We start from the raw sequence: 16,436 nt of genomic DNA on the forward strand, positions 1-16,436 counted from the left end.
CCGGGCGCGTCCCGGGGTCGGTGCCGGAGTCGCACGAACTGCCGTCTGCCGGGACGTCGGACGGCAGTTCGCGCGACCCGGGCGCTGCACGTGCGGCGTGTTGGGCGACCTCGGGCGGCTGGAGTCGGGGTGTGGGTGCTGCCGGGGCCGTCGAGTGGTCACGACACCCCGCGGGCCCGGTGCCGAGGGGTCACGAACTGTCGGCTGGCCCCGGCCCGAGCGACACTTCGTGACCACTCGGCGGGCGTTCGGCGGGGTGTTGTGACCACTGGGACCGCTGCCGCTCTCGCTTCCACCGGCCCGGGAACGACGAAGGGCCCCGGCAGCGCCGGGGCCCTTCGTGTGTGCGGTGGTACTAGTTGCGCGAGCTGCTCGCGATGATGGCGAGGATGCGCAGGATCTCGAGGTACAGCCAGACGAGCGTCACGATCAGGCCGAACGCCGCGGTCCAGGCGTAGATGCGGGGTGCCCCGCGCTCGACACCCGTCTTGATCTGGTCGAAGTCGAGGATCAGCGAGTACGCGGCCATCAGCACGACGAACACGCCGATGAGGACGCCGAGCGGGATGCCGAAGAGCGTCACGCCCATCAGGCCGAACGCGCTCTGCGTCACACCGGTCCACATCAGGACCAGGTTCACCAGGGAGAACGCCATGTACCCGACCATCGCGATCAGGAAGAAGCGCGTGGCCTTCGGAGTCGCGCGGACCTTGCCCGAGCGGAACAGGAGCAGGGTGACGAAGAACACACCGAGCGTGCCGAACACCGCCTGCGCGACGATGCCGTCGGCCTGGGGGAACGCGGTCTGGAAGTAGTTCGAGATACCGCCGACGAACAGCCCCTCGAAGAACGCGTACGTCAGGATCAGACCCGGCGACGGCTTCTTCTTGAAGGTGTTGACGAGCGCCAGGACGAACCCGACGAGCGCGCCGACGACCCAGACGGCCGGGGGCAGGTTCCAACCGGCCACCGCGGCGACGACGAGCACGCCGAACGCGAGCAGCGTCTTGACGATGGTGTCTTCGTACGACATGCGGTCGGTGTCCACCGGGGACGCAGTCGGACGGTCGTACATGTACTGCAGCTGCTCGGGGGTCATGCCGCCCTGGGCCTGCTGCGGGGTCTGTCCCCAGCCGGCCTGCTGCTGACCAGCACCGCGCCCGCCCCAGGTGTTTGCCCCCTGTGCGTTGAAGGCGGGGGACTGGTCGAAACCGGGCTTGAAGGCCATGGTGTCCTCTTCCTAGGAGATTCGAGTCCTCTCAGCCTAGGGGCGCTCGGTCGCGGAAGGCTGAGGATTCGCGGCGAGCGGACGCGGGCCCAGCGGGCCCCGTCGAGGGAAGCCTAGGGTCGCCCGCTGCACGCGCGCCCCGAGGACGTCGAGAGTCCGCCGTCGAGCCCGTCGAGCCCGTCGAGCGCGCCCGTCCCGACGGCAGCGCCGGGTAGAGCCAGGTGACGAGCGCGACCGAGATCGTCATGAGCAGGAACCACGCCACGATCTTCGTCGGCGCCACCGGCTGCCACACCGCGAGCTGCGCCGGGTAGCTCCACGCCCCGGCCCAGGTCGCGACGTTCTCCGCCGCCCAGATGAACACCGCGACGAGGGCCATCGCCACGAGGACGGGCATCCGCAGCGTCGCCCGGTGGATCCGCACGTGCATGGTCGTGCGGGCGAAGAGCAGCAGCACGAGCGCGAGCAGCACGTACCGGGCGTCGGCGACGAAGTGGTGGCCGAAGAAGTTCAGGTAGATCCCGCCCGCCACGCCCGCCAGCAGCCACTGCCGCGGGTACCGGTCGAACCGCAGGTCGAACAGCCGGTAGACCCGCACCATGTACGACCCGACGGCGCCGTACATGAACCCCGAGAACAGCGGCACCCCGGCGACGACGAACAGCCCACCCGGCTCGTAGGTCCACGAGCCCATGTGGGTCTTGAACACCTCCATCACCGTGCCGACGACGTGGAACAGCAGGACGACCCGGAGCTCCCGCACGGTCTCGAGCCCGAACACGAGCATCCCGACCTGCAGCAGCACGGCCGCGATCGTCAGGACGTCGTTCCGCATCGCCGCGGGCACCGTCAGGTGCACCACCGCCATGGTCGCGAGCAGCAGCGCCCCGAACGCGCACGCCCAGGCCTGCTTCGCGCCGAACACCAGGAACTCGGTGACGAACACCCGGACGGGTCGGTGCGGCTGGTGCCCGGCGTCGAGCAGACGGCGTGCGGCCCGGTCGATCCGGGCCTCGACGGCGGTGGAGAGCGAACGGACGGTCATGCGGCGATGGTCGGCGTCGTCGCTGGGAACGACGGGCCTCGGAGCGCCGGGTGTGTCCCGCGACACAGGTGCCCCGCTGGTCACTCGCGGCAAGTAGGGTCGCGCCATGACCCTCGTGATCGCCCACCGCGGTGCGTCCGGCTACCGTCCCGAGCACTCGCGGAGCGCGTACGAGCTCGCGATCGAACTCGGCGCCGACGCGATCGAACCGGACCTGGTGCCCACGAAGGACGGCGTGCTGGTGCTCCGGCACGAGAACGAGGTCTCGGGCACCACGGACGTCGCCGACCACCCCGAGTTCCGGCACCTGCGCACGACGAAGACCGTCGACGGCCAGACCCTGACCGGCTGGTTCACCGAGGACTTCACGTGGGCCGAGCTGCAGACGCTCCGCACCCGCGAGCGCCTGCCGGTGCTGCGTCCGGGATCCGCCGAGCACGACGGTGCGCAACCGATCCTGCGGCTCGTCGACCTGCTCGCGATCCTCGACGCGGCGCCCCGCCCGGTCGGGCTCGTCGCCGAGGTGAAGCACGCCGCGTCCTTCGACCGCGCCGGGTTCCCGATGGGTGCACTCGTCGACGCCGCGCTCGGCGAGGCCGGGTGGCGGCAGGACGAGCGGCTCACGGTGGAGAGCTTCGAGAAGGGCGTGCTGCGCGACCTGCGCGAACGGGGGGCCGGTGGTCGGCTCGTGTACCTCCAGGAGGCCCGTGGCAGCGCCGCGGACGAGGTCGCATCCCACGGGTCGCTCGCCCCCACCTACGCCGCCGAGCGTTCCGAGGACGCGCTCGCGTCGTTCGCGACCGAGTTCCACGGCATCAGCGTCGACCTCGGCACCCTGATGGCCGGTGTCGACAGCGTCGCGCTCGACGACCCGACGCCGGTGCGCAGCGCGATCGTCGACCGTGCCCACGCCGTGGGGCTCGCGGTGTACACGTGGACCCTCCGGCCGGAGAACCGGTTCCTGCCGTCGCCGCTGCGTCGTGGCGGCGACGTCGCGGCGTTCGGCGACTGGGAGCGGTGGTTCACGTCCGTGATCCGCACCGGACTCGACGGGGTGTTCGCCGACCACCCCGACCTGGCGGTGCGTGCCCGGTCAGTCCTCGAGCGCCTCGAGCGGGATGCCGGCTGACCGGAGGGCCTCGAGGGCCTCCTCGCGTGCGGACGTGGCAGCGGCGCGGAGCCCGGCCAGGTCCTCGGGCCGGTAGAACCACGAGCTCCGGTCGCCGGGCGAGACCGTCCGTTGCGCGTCCGTCAGGTCGGCGTCGTGTTCGCCCTTCCGGAGGTCGGCACGCGCACGGTCGAGCGCCTGCAGGACTGCCGAGGCACGGATGACCTCGGCCGCGGGCAGGTCCCCGGGCGCGAGACGGGCGACCCGAGGGTCGATCGGTGTCACCGGGAGGGCCTGCACCGGTGGCTGTCGGCGCCGCCGTCGATCGACGAGGACCGCGACGGCGGACGAGACGACGAGGAACACCACGACGGCGACGAGGAGCCGGGCACTCCTCGGGAACGTCGACGCAGCGAGGGCCCCGAGTACGGCCAGGCACAGCCCAGCGGTGACCAGGCCGACCGACAGCGGGACCAGGCACCCCGCCGTGTCCTGTCGAGACCGCTGAGCACGGGCCCGACGGTGGCTCTCGACGATCGCGGCCGGGTCGTCGCGCCCGTCCGGAGGCAGGATGCAGAGGACGTCCTGGGTGGTGGGGACCGCGGCCGACATCGCAGGGAGCACGAAGACGTCAGGTCGGTCCGGTGTGATCGCCACGGCGCCATCCTGCCGCACGAGGTCGCTGTCGGGGGTCTCGCCTAGAATGTCCCGAACATGACGATCGTGCTCGACCCCTTCGAATCGACGCCCGAGCCGGGCGCCGGTGCCCGCGCGTACGAAGACCCGTTCACCGCGGGTCTGAACCCCCAGCAGAAGGAAGCCGTCGAGTACCGCGGCGAGTCCCTGCTGATCGTTGCCGGCGCCGGTTCCGGCAAGACGAGCGTGCTCACCCGCCGCATCGCGCTGCTGCTCGCCAACCGCGAAGCCTGGCCGTCGCAGATCCTGGCGATCACGTTCACGAACAAGGCCGCCGCCGAGATGCGCGAGCGCGTCCGGGCCCTGGTCGGTGGCGAGGCCGAGGGGATGTGGATCTCCACGTTCCACTCGGCGTGCGTGCGCATCCTGCGGCGCGAAGCCGAGCGGTTCGGGTTCCCGCAGTCGTTCACGATCTACGACTCCGCCGACTCCAAGGCGCTGCTGAAGCGGATCATCAAGGAGCTCGAGGCCGACTCCCTCGGGCTGACCGTCGGTGCCGCGGCGTCGAAGATCTCGAAGCTCAAGAACGAGCTGCAGGACATCGACACCTACGCGCGCAACATCAATGTGAACGACCCGCAAGAGGTCATGTTCACCGAGGTGTTCCGGCGCTACACGAACGAACTCCGCCGGGCGAACGCGTTCGACTTCGACGACCTCATCGGGCAGACGGTGTTCCTGTTCCGGGCCTTCCCCGACGTCGCCGCCCTGTACCAGCGCCGCTTCCGGTACATCCTGGTCGACGAGTACCAGGACACGAACCACGCCCAGTACGCCCTGATCCGCGAGCTCACCCGCCCGGTGCCGGTCGAACAGGTCGACAAGCTCGAGGACTCCGGCCAGCACGTCGCCCGGATGCGCGAGACCGACGGCTCGATCGCCCCCGCGTCCCTGACGGTGGTCGGCGACTCCGACCAGTCCATCTACGCCTTCCGCGGGGCGGACATCCGCAACATCGTCGAGTTCGAGCGGGACTTCCCGAACTCCAAGACGATCCTGCTCGAGCAGAACTACCGCTCGACGCAGAACATCCTCGACGCGGCGAACGCCGTCATCGCGAACAACTTCGACCGCCAGGCGAAGAGCCTGTTCACCGACGTCGGCGCCGGCGAGAAGATCGTCGGCTTCACCGGGTACACCGGCCACGACGAGGCGCAGTTCGTCGCCGACGAGATCCAGCGCCTGCGTGAAGACGGCATGGACTACCGCGACATGGCGGTGTTCTACCGGACCAACTCGCAGACCCGTGCGCTGGAGGAGATCTTCATCCGTGCGGCGATCCCGTACCGGGTGCTCGGTGGCACCAAGTTCTACGAGCGTGCCGAGATCAAGGACGCCATGGCGTACCTGATCACGGTCGCCAACCCGGCCGACCCGATGGCCCTGCGCCGCATCCTCAACGTGCCGAAGCGCGGCATCGGCTCGGTCACCGAGACCACGCTGCAGCGCTACGCCGACGAGCACGAGACCACCATGCGCGACGCCCTGCGGCACGCGGGCGAGCTCGGGTTCGGGCCGAAGGTGCGCAACGCCATCACGGAGTTCGCGGCGCTGCTCGACGCCGTGTCCGAGAAGGCCCCGACGCAGCCGGTGGTCGACACCCTGACGCAGCTGCTCGACGGCTCCGGGCTGCTCGACAACCTGCGGAAGTCGCCCGACGCGCAGGACGCCGCCCGCGCCGACAACATCGACGAGCTCGTGGCCGTCACGCGTGAGTTCCAGAAGAACAACCCCGAGGGCACGCTGTCGGACTTCCTGACCGAGGTCTCGCTGGTCGCCGCGGCGGACGAGCTCGACGACTCCTCGGGCACGGTCTCGCTGATGACCCTGCACACCGCGAAGGGCCTGGAGTACGACGCGGTGTTCCTGACCGGTGTCGAGGAAGACCTGCTCCCGCACCGGATGTCCGCCAACGAACCCGGCGGGCCGTCGGAAGAGCGTCGGCTGTTCTACGTGGGCATCACCCGCGCCAAGAAGGTCCTGTTCCTGTCCCTCGCGATGACCCGTGCGCAGTTCGGTGACGTGAACGTGGCGATGCCCTCGCGCTTCCTGCAGGAGATCCCCGAGGGGCTCATCGAGTGGAAGCAGTCCCCGGGCATGGCGAACAGTCGTGGTGGCACGCAGCCCCGCGCCCTGAACGCCAAGCGCGACGGCGGCTTCGGTGGCGGTGGCGGCGGCGGTGGCTACCGCGGTGGTGGTGGCTGGGGCGGCGGCTCGTACGACCGCGCAGCGGCTGCCTCGAAGACCCGTCCGAAGACCGAGTGGGCGAACCGGGTGTCCGGGCAGGTGCGTGACAACGGCGACATGGAACTCGTCGCCGGTGACCGCATCAAGCACGTCGACTTCGGCGAGGGCACGGTGTCCGCGGTGACGGGGCAGGGTGCCAAGCGCATCGCCGAGATCGCGTTCGACTCCGCGGGCCGCAAGAAGCTCCTCATCAAGATCGCCCCGATCGAGAAGCTGTAGGAGCCCTCACCGGTCCACACCGAACCGGCAGCCGCGGCCGGTCTGGAGTTCACGGAACGGACCCGGGGCGTTCCCCCGCGATCCGTACGGTGCGGTGCTGTGCAGAACAGCCCTGACGACCGCGACGACGCCCACGACCACGCCGGAGAGCGCAGCAAGCGCATCCCGGTCTCCCGCCGGGGCTTCCTGGTCGGGTCCGGACTCGCCGGTGCCGCCGGTCTCGTGGCGTCGAACGGCTTCGGCAGTGCCCCGGCCGTCGCCGACGCGCTGACCGCGGCACCCGCTGCGGCTCCGGCAGCGCTCGGCGGATCGGCCGCGGCCGCGCAGGCAGCCGTGGTGCGCGGCCACACCGGACGGTGGCGCCCGGACACGACCTCGCCACGCTTCACCGTCGCGGTGATGCCGGACACGCAGTACATGTTCGACGGCGCCGCGGTCGACCAGGCACCGATGCGCGCCTCGCTCGAGTACGTCGTCCGCGAGCAGGCCCGGCACAACACGGTGTTCCTCGTCCACCTCGGCGACCTGACCCAGAACGGTGCGGCGTCCGAGATGCGCGCGTCCGGTGCGGTCTTCGACGTGCTCGACCGAGCCGGGGCGCCCTACAGCGTGCTCGCCGGCAACCACGACGTCGACTCCTCGACCGACGACCAGCGCGGCCGCACCCCGTACCTCGACGTGTTCGGTCCGCAGCGGTTCCGGAAGGCCCCGGGCTGGATCGGTTCGAGCCCCGACGGCTACAACACCGCCCACCGGTTCACCGCGGCCGGCCGAGAGTGGGTCGTCCTGGCACTCGACTGGCGGACGAGCGCGAGCGGGCTCGCCTGGGCCAGCTCCGTGCTCGCGGCCCGGCCGCACGCTCCGGTCATCCTCACGACGCACGCCCTCGTCGACTCGGACGCCAGCGGTGGAGCGGCGTTCGACCCCTACGGCCAGCAGCTCTGGGACTCCTTCATCTCGAAGCACGACCAGGTGTTCCTGACGCTGAACGGGCACTACTGGGGTCCGGGCCGCACGACGGCGAAGAACGCCGTGGGGCACGACGTCGCACTCCACCTGACCAACTACCAGAACCGCTACTACGGCGGCGCGGCCATGATCCGGCTATACCACGTCGACCTCGAGCGGAACGTCATCGACGTCGAGACGCTGTCGCCGTTCCTGCTCGACGGCGGTCTCGGCGACGCGAACGAGCTCGCAGCCCAGGAGGTCAACCTCAGTGGCGACGTCGACCGCTTCACCATGGCGGTGGACTTCGACGCGCGTTTCGCGGGGTTCGCGCCGGTCGCACCACGGGCCTCCCGGCCGGCGGCACGCATGCTGGTGCCGGGGACGCTGGCGTACTGGCGGTTCGACGGCAACCCGGACGGGGCGGCGCTCGCGCCGACGACGCGGGTGCGCGACCAGAGCGGCAAGGGCAACGACCTGGTGGTCGCCCGGCGGACCGGTGCCGTCGCAGGGGCGCTGCGCTGGACGGCGGCGCACCACCCCGACCAGCCGGGCGCCGGCAGCCTCGCGCTGCAGGGCGGCAAGACCGGCGGCGACCACCTGCAGACCGTCGACACGGCACCGCTCAACCGGACCCACTTCCCCCGGGGCTACACGGTCGAGGCGTTCTTCGTGCTGCCGACCACGTTCGACCCGAGTGCGAACGGGTTCAGCGCCCTGCTGTCGCAGTACTCGAGCGCCGGCCAGGTTGGGAAGGCGACCGGAGCCGACGGCGACCGGGACGAGCCCGCGGTGACGCTGAGCCTGTCGGGGGACCGCGAACTGCAGTGGTGCGTGTACCCGGCGAGCCAGGACGGATCACTGACGAACTGGGGGCACGAGTTGCCGCTCGGCGCCTGGTGGCACGTGGCCGTGGTGAACGACGGGACGCACACCGTGCTCTACGTCGACGGGTGCCCGGTCGTGCGCAACCCGTCCACCCCGAACCGCGGTCTCAGCACGATCGGCAAGCCGTGGCTGCTCGGTGGGTACCGCTACGGCGACAAGCTCGACAACGTGTTCGTCGGGTCGATCGGCGACGTGCGCGTCGTCGGCCGGGCCCTGCAGCCGAGCGAGTTCATGAACGCCTGACGTCCGGCGGCGGACGCCTGACCCGCGCGGTGGGTGGGGGCTCGGGCTGCCCGGCAGACGTGCGTCTGACACGCCCGACCGTTCGGCGCGCCCCTCGTTCGGGTGGCACGATCACGCTTTGTGAGGTTAGCCTTACCTAACGTGACACCTCCCATCGAACTCCTGACCACCGCCACCGCCGAGCGCTACCGCTCCGCCGCGACGTCCACGGTGGACCGTCTGGCCGACCGCTTCGCCGCCGCCGACCGTCCGACGACCGACACCGCTCCCGAGGTCCTCCGGGCCCGGGTGCAGGACGTCGACCTCGACGCCGAACCCCTCGGGACGGACCGTGCACTCGCCGAACTCGACGAGCTGTTCGTCCGCGAAGCCGTCTGGTTCCACGACCCGGCGTACCTCGCGCACCTGAACTGCCCGGTCGCGCTGCCCGCGGTCGCCGCCGAATCGGTCCTGGCCGCCGTGAACCCGTCGGTCGACACCTGGGACCAGTCCCGCATCGGCACCGAGATCGAGCGGCACGTCGTCGCCTGGCTCGCCGGTCGGATCGGGTTCGCCGCGGGGGACGGCATCTTCACCTCGGGCGGCTCGCAGTCGAACCTGCAGGCCCTGCTGCTGGCGCGCGAGGCCCTCGGCACCAGCGGCACCGTGTTCACGACCGCGGAGACCCACTTCAGCATCGCGAAGTCGGCGCGACTGCTCGGGCTCGAGGCCGTGGTCGCCGTCGCCACCGACCATGCCGGCCGGATGATGCCCGCCGCCCTCGCCGAGGCGGTCGCCGCCGCCCGCGCAGCCGGGCAGACGCCGATGGCCGTCGTCGCCACCGCCGGCACCACCGACCGCGGGGTCATCGACCCGCTCGAGCCGATCGCGGACGTCTGTGATCTGGAGGGAGTGTGGCTGCACGTCGACGCCGCGTACGGCTGCGGGCTGCTCGTGTCCCCGACCCGCCGGCACCTGCTCGACGGCGTCGAACGGGCCCGGAGCGTGACCGCCGACCTGCACAAGTCGTTCTTCCAGCCGGTGTCGTCGAGCGCCCTGATCGTCCAGCGCCCGGAGGACCTGCGCCGCACCGCCTGGTACGCCGACTACCTGAACCCCGAGGACGCCGCCGAGCCGAACCAGGTCGACAAGTCGCTGCAGACCACCCGCCGGTTCGACGCCCTGAAGCTCTGGGCCACGCTGCGGGCGACCGGTGCCGACGCGATCGGTGCGGCGTTCGACGCCGTCATCGACCTCGCCGCGGCCACCCACCGGATCGTCGAGGAGCACCCCGACCTGGTGCTCGTCGCGCCGACGCAGCTCAGTACGGTGCTGTTCCGCTGGCAGCCCGCCGGCATGACGGACGAGGCCGCCGACGCACTGGTCGCCCCGATCCGCTCGGCCCTGCTCGCCGAGGGCCGGGTGCTCATCGCCAAGACGGTCATCGACGGCCGGCCGTGCAACAAGCTCACACTGCTCAACCCGGAGACGACGCCGGAGCAGATGCGCGCGTCGCTGGAGCACGTCGTCGCGACGGCCGCGCGCGTCCGAGCCGCCACCACCGAGACCGAGGGAGCGAACCGATGACCGCCGACCGCACCGCCGCCGACCGCACCCGCGCCACCGCCGATCCCGCCGTGCACGACGTCGTCGGCATCGGCATCGGCCCGTTCAACCTCGGCCTCGCCTGCCTGACGGACCCGATCGCCGACCTCGACGCGGTCTTCCTCGACGCGGCTGACGGCTTCGCCTGGCACCACGGCATGATGCTCGACGACGCCACCATCCAGGTGCCGTTCCTCGCCGACCTGGTGACGATGGCCGACCCGACCTCGCCGTTCTCGTTCCTCGCGTGGCTCAAGGAGACCGGCCGCCTGTACCCGTTCTACATCCGCGAGGACTTCCACCCCCTGCGCAGCGAGTACGACGCCTACTGCCGCTGGGCCGCCGACCGGCTCGACACCCTGCGGTGGGGCCGCCGGGTGACGGCCGTCGAGCACGACCCGGTCACCGACACGTTCACGGTGCACGCCGAGACCGATCAGGGTCCCGAGACGTACCGCGCACACCACGTCGTCGTGGGCATCGGCACCGAGCCGTCCGTCCCCGCCCCGCTGCGCGGGATCGGCGGACCGGCGGTCCACTCCGCCGAGTTCCTGCCGAACCGCGATGCCCTGCGCGACGCCGGGTCGATCACCGTCGTCGGCAGCGGGCAGTCCGCCGCCGAGGTCTACCGCGAACTGCTCGAGGACATCCGGCAAGACGGCTACCGCCTCGACTGGATCACGCGGTCGCCCCGGTTCTTCCCGATGGAGGACACCAAGCTCACCCTCGAGATGACGAGCCCGGAGTACACGGACCACTTCCACGGGCTGCCCGAAGCCGTCCGCGACCGCCTGGGGCGGGAGCAGCGCGGCCTGTACAAGGGCATCAGCGCCGACCTGGTCGACGACCTGTACGACCAGCTCTACCGGATCAGTGCGCGCGGCCCCGTCCCGACGACGCTCCGGACCGAGACGAGCGTCGTCGACGCCGCCTGGCTCGCCGACCGCGGCACCTACCGGCTGACGCTCCGCCACGAGCAGCTCGACCAGACGTACGAGCACGAGGTCGAGCAGCTGGTGCTGGCCACCGGGTACACCCCGCGGGTCCCGCGGTTCCTCGACCCGGTCGAGCACCTCGTCGCCCGCGACTCCCGCGGTCGCCTGGCCGTCGCCCGCGACCACCACGTCGACACCCTGGGCGGACGCATCTGGGTGCAGAACGCCGAGGAGCACACGCACGGCCTGACCGCGCCCGACCTCGGCATGGGTGCGTGGCGGAACGCGTCGATCATCCGGTCCGTCACGGGTCGCCCCGTGTACGGCCTGGAGGCCCGGATCGCCTTCCAGGAGTTCGGCCTGCCCGCCTCGGAGCCGTCAACAGCAGCGCCGTCCACCGGCCGCCCCGGCGCCGCGGAGCGCGCGCCGGCCCGCCCCGCGACCGAGCGCGCGGAGGTGTCCGCATGAGCACGACCGTGACCACCACGGCGCCGGACGCGACCGCGCCTGGGGGAGCCGAGCCGGGCCTCCTGACCGTCGAGCCCGTGGACCCGGAACGCGACGCCGCCGTCGTGCAGTCGTGGCTCGCCCACCCGGCGTCGTCGTGGTGGGAGATGGGCGACCTCGACGTGGAAGGGGTGCGCGCCTACCTGGTCGGCGTGCAGGCGGACCCCGCGCAGGCAGCGTGGCTTGGCCGCCGGAACGGAGAGCCGTGCTTCCTGGCGGAGACCTACGACCCCTCCGCCGTCCTGCTCACCGACGTGTGGGCGGCCGAACCCGGCGACGTCGGCATGCACCTGCTCGTCGCGCCGGCGCCCGCTGACCGTCGTGTCCACGGCCTGACCAGCGCGGTGATGCGTGCCGTCGTCGAGCACTGCCGGTACGCCCTCGGCGCGCGCCGGGTCGTCGTCGAACCGGACGTGCGGAACGCCGCCGTGCAGGCGAAGAACGCCGAGGTCGGGTTCCGCGCCCTGCGACAGGTGGACGTCGACGGCAAGCGGGCCCTGCTGTCGGTGCTCGACACCGATCGCATCGGCGTTCCCGATGACGACGGGCCGGCCGCGCACCTGCGGCCCGAGCACCTGGAGCCCGCCGAACGGCACCTCGTCGCGAAGACGATCGCGGAGTTCACCCACGAACGGCTGATCGCACCCGTGCCGGACGGGGACGGTTGGCGGCTCGAGGCGGGGGAGTCGACCTACCGGTTCCGGGCGCGGCAGCACGTGCTCGAGCACTGGTCGATGGACGAGGCCTCGCTGACGCGGACCCGTGCGGGGGCGCCGGCGCCGCTCAGCGCGCAGGAGCTCGTGCTCGAACTGCACGAGGTGCTCGGGATCCCCGACGAGTTGCTCGGCACGTACCTGGAGGAGATCGCGTCGACGCTGGCGAGTGCCGCGGCGAAGCACCGGCGGGGCGGACCGTCGGCTGGGCAGCTGGCACGGGGGCGGGGCGGGGCGTCCGTTTCGTCCGGTTCGACCGGGTCCGTCGAGGACGTCGTCGCGTCGTTCCAGGACGTCGAGGCGGCGATGACCGAGGGGCACCCGGCGTTCGTCGCCGCCAACGGTCGGATCGGGTTCGGGCTCGACGAGTACCGGGCGTTCGCGCCCGAGTCCGGCGGCCGGTTCCGGTACCGGTGGCTCGCCGCCCGACGCGAGCACACGCACCTGGCGCTCGCCGCGGACCGGACCGAGCAGGCGCACTGGGAGTCGGAGCTGTCGGCGGCGGTCGTGGCCGGGTTCCGTGCCACGCTGGAACGTCGCGGGCTCGACCCCGACGACTACGTGTGGCTGCCCGTGCACCCGTGGCAGTGGCAGCACCGGATCGCCGTGACCTTCGCGCCCGACCTGGGCCGACAGGACCTGGTCGACCTGGGCGAGGGACCCGACGAGTACCAGCCGCAGCAGTCCATCCGCACCGCGTTCAACCGCACCGACCCGGCACGCTCGTACGTGAAGACGGCGCTCGCCGTGCAGAACATGGGGTTCCTGCGGGGGATGTCGCCCGCCTACATGCGGAACACCCCGGCCGTGAACGACTGGGTCGAGTCGATCGTCTCCGCCGACCCCACGCTCGCCGCCGCCGGGTTCTCGGTGCTCCGGGAGCACGCCGCCATCGGCTACACGGGCGACGCCTACCACCGGGTCGACGTGTCCTCGCCGCAGCGCAAGATGCTCGCGGCCCTGTGGCGGGAGAGTCCTCTGCCGCGGGTGGCGGACGGCGAGCGACTGCTGACGATGGCGGCGCTGCTGCACCGGGACGCCTCGGGGAACGCCGTGGTGTCGGCGCTGATCGAGGCCTCCGGTCTGTCCGCCGACGTCTGGGTCCGGCGCTGGCTCGACGCCTACCTGCTGCCCGTCGTGCACTGCCTGACCGTGCACGACCTGGTGTTCATGCCGCACGGCGAGAACCTGGTGCTCGTCGTGCGCGACGGCGTCGTGGTCCGCGCCGTGATGAAGGACATCGGCGAGGAGGCCGCGGTGCTCGGTCGGCACGACGACCGCCCGGTACCAGCCGACATCGACCGGATCGTGCACCCGGTGTCCGATGACGAGGCCGCGCTCGCGGTGTTCACCGACGTGTTCGACGGGGTGCTCCGGTTCGTCGCCGCGATCCTCGACGACGACGCGGTGCTGCCGGAGTCCCGCTTCTGGCAGGTCGTGGGGGAGTGCATCGACGCCCACGCCGCCGCGCACCCGGACCGCCGTCGTCCCCTGGACCTGCGGGTGCCGACGTTCGAGCACTCGTGCCTGAACCGGTTGCAGCTGCGGAACACCCTGTCGATGGTGGACCTGGCGGACCAGTCGGCGTCGCTCATCCGGGCGGGGGCGATGGTGAACCCGATCGGGCGGTAGGGGCGTGCGGCGTGAGCGAGACTGGTCCGATGGAGACCGGTGCTGGCACGGGTGTGGGGGCGATCTCGGTTGCGATCGAGGACGTCGCCGAGGCACGCTGCGTCCTCGCTCGAGCGTCGCACCGTGCCGAACGCGTCGCGGGCATCGGATGGGTGCTCGGCGTCCTGGGGTCCATCGTCGGGGTCTCCGGCATCGATCGCATCCCCACGGTCGATCCCGAGGCTGGACCGTGGGTCGTGACCCTTGCGGCGATCGGCCTCGTGGTGATCGGGTACCTCGCCGCCTACTGGATCACCCGGAACCCACGGGCGGAACGGTCCGCCGCCGTCGATGCCGCAGCAGAGCGCATGATCGCGGCAGCGCGCGCCGGGGGATTCCCGGAGCTCGATCCGAAGAGCGTCCGGCGCGCGTTGCGCGAGGACGACAACGGGCCCGCGCCGTGGTTCGATCCCAAACTCGGGCCGCACTCGTGGCCGGTGTGGCGGATCGGTACCGTCGACCCAGCGGAGAGCCACTTCGTCATCGCGGAACGATCGAACGATGCTCGATCGCTCACGGTCCGAGTTGAACCCGCTCAGCCGGCGTGGTGGTCCAGGGACTGAACGCCGGCCGTCGGCCTCAGGGCTGGAGGCGTGTGGCCGTCCAGGCGCCCTCGGCGAGTGCGTACTGCAGTCGTCGGTGCATGCGGTCACGGCTGCCGTGCCAGAACTCCACGATGTCGGGCTCGAGCCGCCAGGCAACCCATCGTGCAGGTCGCGGGACGTCCTCGCCGGAGTCGTCGAGCAGGTCGTTCGCGTCGTCGATCAGGTCCTGCAGGGTGCGGGGCTCGAGCACGGCGGACTGATCGGCGATGGCCGTCGCGGCGCGTGACTTCGGGGAGCGGTCCGCGAACAGGGCGTCGGACTCGGCGTCCGACAGCCGGACGACGTGGCCTTCGAACCGGAGCTGCTGCATCGTCTCGCGCCAGTACGCCTGCAGGGCTGCGTGCGGGTTCTCGGCGAGCTGCCGGCCCTTCGGGCTGTCCTCTGACGTCCCGAAGACCAGTCCGCCCGCCTCGATGCGCTTCACGTCGACGGTGCGAGCGGACACGCGGCCGTCGGCACCGGCCGTGGCGAGGGTCATCGAGAGCGGCTCGGAGACCTCCCGGTCCTTCGCTGCGGACAGCCACTCGCGAGCGAGGTCGAGCGGAGACGCTGGCGGGTTGTCGAACTCGGGCAGGTGCAGGGAGTCGTCACCGGAGAGCGGGGCAGAGGACATGTACCCACCCAACCGTGCGCGGGGGCTCGGTGTTCAGGGAGTCACGGACGGTCGTCGCCGGCACCCGGTCAGGCGTCGGGGAACTTCGCTGCGACGAACGCGCGTTGCGCCTGCACGGTGCCGAGGTGTTCGTCGGCCGGGGCGAACACGTCGACGAGGTCCTTGAACCGAGGCCGACGACCGCGGCGGAGTCGGTACGCCCGCATGCCACCGCCCTGCTGTCGCGCCATCCCACTCGGCCACACGTCGACGCGGGCCCCCTGCACGCCCAGGAGCCAGCCCTCGTCGTCGAGCGCCTCGCGCACCAGGCTCAGTGCCTCGAAGGCGTCGTACGCCGTGGCCGTGTGCTGTGCGCCCAGCAGCAACACGGTCACGGTGTAGCGCACCTGATGGTCGGGGTTCGTCAGGTCCATCTCGACGATCACGGTCGCCGGCGCGCTCGTGCCGTTCCTGTGAGCGGTTCGTTCGTAGGTCGTCATGTCACGCACTGAGCCGCAGCGAGACCACGGCGCGCACCGTCTTCCGTCCCGAGCACCCACAAGCCGAGATCGACAATCCGTCTCCAGCTTGCGCGTCGTCGGCGCTCGAACGTGGAGGGCGTCAAGCGCTCACCTCGGCGGCCACGAGATCACGGGCGGCCTTGCGCCAGATTCGCGGAACTTCGTCCAGGTCCTCGACGACCGTTATCTCCGGGTGTGGCCTCCGCCCCAGCGCCGTGGTCGCCCGCGCCCGCCACTCGTCAGGATCGCGGTCGATCACCAGGTTCAGCGTTGGACGGGAAGCAGACTCGAACAACCGCCAGGCCGACTGCGGTCGTGCCGTGTCGCGGACGATCTCGGCCCAGATCCCCTGGACCGCTGTGATCGGCAGTGCATGAACTGCGCGGGTCGGGATCGGCAGGAGCCCATGATGACGAATGGGTCTGTCCACGACTGGGAGCCCCTCGAAGCGATCAGCTGCTGCGTCGACTTGGACGATGTACCGACCGCCGGTCTCATCGTCGATGAGTGATTGACGGCTCACCTGCCGAGTGGACGTGCCCCGCCCAGCGGGCCGATCGCCTGCGATGGAGTAGGCGAACTCCACCATGACGCCCCGGTCGTACGGTTCGGTGACGCGCTCGCCGCTTGAGTCCACTGCGAGGTGGAGCGTGTCGGGGACAGCTACCGCGGGGATACGTTCCAAG

At 71.3% G+C, this 16,436-nt stretch carries 13 protein-coding genes; 7 read left to right on the forward strand and 6 right to left on the reverse strand.

The window, feature by feature from the left end; genetic code table 11:
* Nucleotides 1–355: 355 nt before the first annotated feature.
* Nucleotides 356–1,228: a Bax inhibitor-1/YccA family protein gene (locus DEJ04_RS05815; protein ID WP_111046487.1), complete on the reverse strand. Its 873-nt coding sequence runs from the start codon at nt 1,226–1,228 to the stop codon at nt 356–358.
* A 31-nt stretch (nt 1,229–1,259) separates the two neighbouring features.
* Entirely contained in the window at nt 1,260–2,273 is a 1,014-nt protein-coding gene (locus tag DEJ04_RS05820; RefSeq protein ID WP_111046488.1) for a DUF817 domain-containing protein, read from the reverse strand.
* 106 nt (nt 2,274–2,379) lie between these two features.
* On the opposite strand from DEJ04_RS05820, the gene DEJ04_RS05825 reads away from it, so the two are divergent.
* Nucleotides 2,380–3,402, forward strand: coding sequence for a glycerophosphodiester phosphodiesterase family protein (locus tag DEJ04_RS05825; RefSeq protein ID WP_111046489.1), 1,023 nt, complete (start codon nt 2,380–2,382; stop codon nt 3,400–3,402).
* Here the strand turns inward: DEJ04_RS05825 and DEJ04_RS05830 are convergent.
* On the reverse strand, nt 3,367–4,038 hold the full coding sequence (locus DEJ04_RS05830) for a hypothetical protein (protein WP_111046490.1): 672 nt from the start codon (nt 4,036–4,038) through the stop codon (nt 3,367–3,369). The genes DEJ04_RS05825 and DEJ04_RS05830 overlap by 36 nt on opposite strands.
* A gap of 57 nt (nt 4,039–4,095) precedes the next feature.
* On the opposite strand from DEJ04_RS05830, the gene DEJ04_RS05835 reads away from it, so the two are divergent.
* From DEJ04_RS05835 to DEJ04_RS05860, 6 genes are all read left to right on the forward strand, one after another.
* On the forward strand, nt 4,096–6,543 hold the full coding sequence (locus DEJ04_RS05835) for an ATP-dependent helicase (RefSeq protein ID WP_111028996.1): 2,448 nt from the start codon (nt 4,096–4,098) through the stop codon (nt 6,541–6,543).
* A 99-nt stretch (nt 6,544–6,642) separates the two neighbouring features.
* A complete protein-coding gene (locus DEJ04_RS05840; protein WP_111046491.1) occupies nt 6,643–8,622 on the forward strand; it encodes a LamG-like jellyroll fold domain-containing protein in 1,980 nt (659 codons plus the stop codon).
* A gap of 141 nt (nt 8,623–8,763) precedes the next feature.
* Nucleotides 8,764–10,188 carry a pyridoxal-dependent decarboxylase gene (locus DEJ04_RS05845; RefSeq protein ID WP_111046492.1) on the forward strand — a complete coding sequence of 475 codons (1,425 nt, stop codon included), beginning with the start codon at nt 8,764–8,766 and terminating at the stop codon, nt 10,186–10,188.
* Nucleotides 10,185–11,609: a lysine N(6)-hydroxylase/L-ornithine N(5)-oxygenase family protein gene (locus tag DEJ04_RS05850; protein WP_111046493.1), complete on the forward strand. Its 1,425-nt coding sequence runs from the start codon at nt 10,185–10,187 to the stop codon at nt 11,607–11,609. Before DEJ04_RS05845 ends, DEJ04_RS05850 begins: the two co-directional genes overlap by 4 nt.
* Nucleotides 11,606–13,993 carry a GNAT family N-acetyltransferase gene (locus tag DEJ04_RS05855; protein WP_111046494.1) on the forward strand — a complete coding sequence of 796 codons (2,388 nt, stop codon included), beginning with the start codon at nt 11,606–11,608 and terminating at the stop codon, nt 13,991–13,993. The genes DEJ04_RS05850 and DEJ04_RS05855 overlap by 4 nt, the downstream gene beginning before the upstream one ends.
* A 29-nt stretch (nt 13,994–14,022) precedes the next feature.
* Nucleotides 14,023–14,595 carry a hypothetical protein gene (locus tag DEJ04_RS05860; RefSeq protein ID WP_111046495.1) on the forward strand — a complete coding sequence of 191 codons (573 nt, stop codon included), beginning with the start codon at nt 14,023–14,025 and terminating at the stop codon, nt 14,593–14,595.
* Between the two features lie 16 nt (nt 14,596–14,611).
* On the opposite strand, the gene DEJ04_RS05865 is transcribed toward DEJ04_RS05860, so the two are convergent.
* The 3 genes from DEJ04_RS05865 to DEJ04_RS05875 all read right to left on the reverse strand — a co-directional run bounded on the left by DEJ04_RS05865 (nt 14,612) and on the right by DEJ04_RS05875 (nt 16,435).
* Entirely contained in the window at nt 14,612–15,250 is a 639-nt protein-coding gene (locus tag DEJ04_RS05865; protein ID WP_111046496.1) for a pyridoxal 5'-phosphate synthase, read from the reverse strand.
* Between the two features lie 68 nt (nt 15,251–15,318).
* Nucleotides 15,319–15,729: a hypothetical protein gene (locus tag DEJ04_RS05870; protein WP_146248433.1), complete on the reverse strand. Its 411-nt coding sequence runs from the start codon at nt 15,727–15,729 to the stop codon at nt 15,319–15,321.
* 121 nt (nt 15,730–15,850) lie between these two features.
* A complete protein-coding gene (locus tag DEJ04_RS05875) occupies nt 15,851–16,435 on the reverse strand; it encodes a hypothetical protein (protein ID WP_111046498.1) in 585 nt (194 codons plus the stop codon).
* Nucleotide 16,436 lies beyond the last annotated feature (1 nt).

The organism is Curtobacterium sp. MCLR17_044 (genome assembly GCF_003234435.1).
Classification (GTDB): domain Bacteria; phylum Actinomycetota; class Actinomycetes; order Actinomycetales; family Microbacteriaceae; genus Curtobacterium; species Curtobacterium flaccumfaciens.